Below are 1,197 nucleotides of genomic sequence, written 5' to 3' on the forward strand. Positions count from 1 at the left end.
TGAGCGTGCCATTCCGACTCGTCCTGGGTCTCGAAAAGTACCTCCCAGCGACCCGCGTCAGGGGCGAAACGAGCAGCGGCCCGCCGCGCTTGTTCCTGCTGCCGATGTCTTCTTTTGCGCTGCCCTGGCATCGGCCCAGCATCGCTGGCTTCCGAGAGCGCAGCAAGGCCGTTAGGTCCAAGACCTAGAAGACCTCTCCTCCGCCCTCACGGATCATGGCCCCGAGCCGGTCAGCGATGGCCCGGTCAGGGTCGCTGGTCATGTGCTGGTAGATCAGCGCGGCCCGGGAGCTGCTGTGCCCCATGCGGGTCATCAGCTCCCGCGTACTGGCCCCGGCCGTCGAAGCCAACGTGTTGCCCGTGTGCCGAAGATCGTGGAAGTGCAGCTCGGCCGTGACGCCCGCAGCCTTCCGGGCCTTGACCCAGTCGTCGCGGAAGTTGCTGCGCCGCAGTTGCCCGCCCTGCGGCCCGACGAAAACGTGCCCGTCGCGGCCAGGAGCGGCGAAGTGCTCCAGGTGGTGCGTGACCGCGTCGAGCAGTTCGGCCGGGAAGGAGACGGAGCGCACCCCGGCCGCGGATTTCGGCGCCTTGTCAAAGAGCCGGCCGTCCTGCAACTCGGCCTGAGCACGGCGCACGATGACGGTCAGCCCCTCCAGGTCGATATCCCGTCGCCGCAGAGCCGCCAGCTCCCCGAACCGCAGGGTGGTGAAGGCCGCCAGGAGCACGAGCAGTCGGTAGCGCGGCGCGATGGAGTCGGCGACGGCGAAGACCTCCGCCACCGTGAGGACCGGCCGCTCGGGCACGTCGTAACGGTCCGCGCCCTTGATCCGGCACGGGTTGCGCCGGATCAGCTCGTCGTCCACGGCGGTGTTCATCAGGGCACGCAGCAGCTGGTACGCCTTGACCACTGTCGGCTCACCGACGCCGGCCGCGAGGAGCTTTCCGCGCCAGCTGCGCACCCGGGCCGTCGTCACGTCGGCCACGCTCCCGGTCCCACAAGAGCGAGGTTGTGTAGACGGGCGATGCCAAGCATGGCGTAATGCACGCCGTCGCCTTTCAGACGGCAGTCGCGAAGGATCTTCCAGCTCTTCATGCGGGCAAAGGTGTGCTCCACGCGGGCCCGGACCTTGCGGTGTGAGCGATTGTGTTCCTCTTTCCAGGCCGGAAGTTCGGCCTGGCCGCGGTCGCGGCGGTGCGG

1 protein-coding gene and 1 pseudogene are annotated in these 1,197 nt (G+C 68.6%); both read right to left on the bottom strand.

All coding sequences use genetic code 11. The annotated features are described in order from the left end of the window. Positions 1-184: 184 nt before the first annotated feature. Positions 185-988: pseudogene (locus tag LPA54_RS32695) on the bottom strand (tyrosine-type recombinase/integrase); the annotation flags it as partial. Further along, on the bottom strand, positions 970-1,197 hold a 228-nt coding region (locus LPA54_RS32700; protein WP_228984391.1), incomplete at its 5' end, for a transposase. The gene LPA54_RS32700 and the pseudogene LPA54_RS32695, both read right to left, overlap by 19 nt.

Source organism: Streptomyces sp. DH12, assembly GCF_020873895.1.
GTDB lineage: Bacteria > Actinomycetota > Actinomycetes > Streptomycetales > Streptomycetaceae > Streptomyces.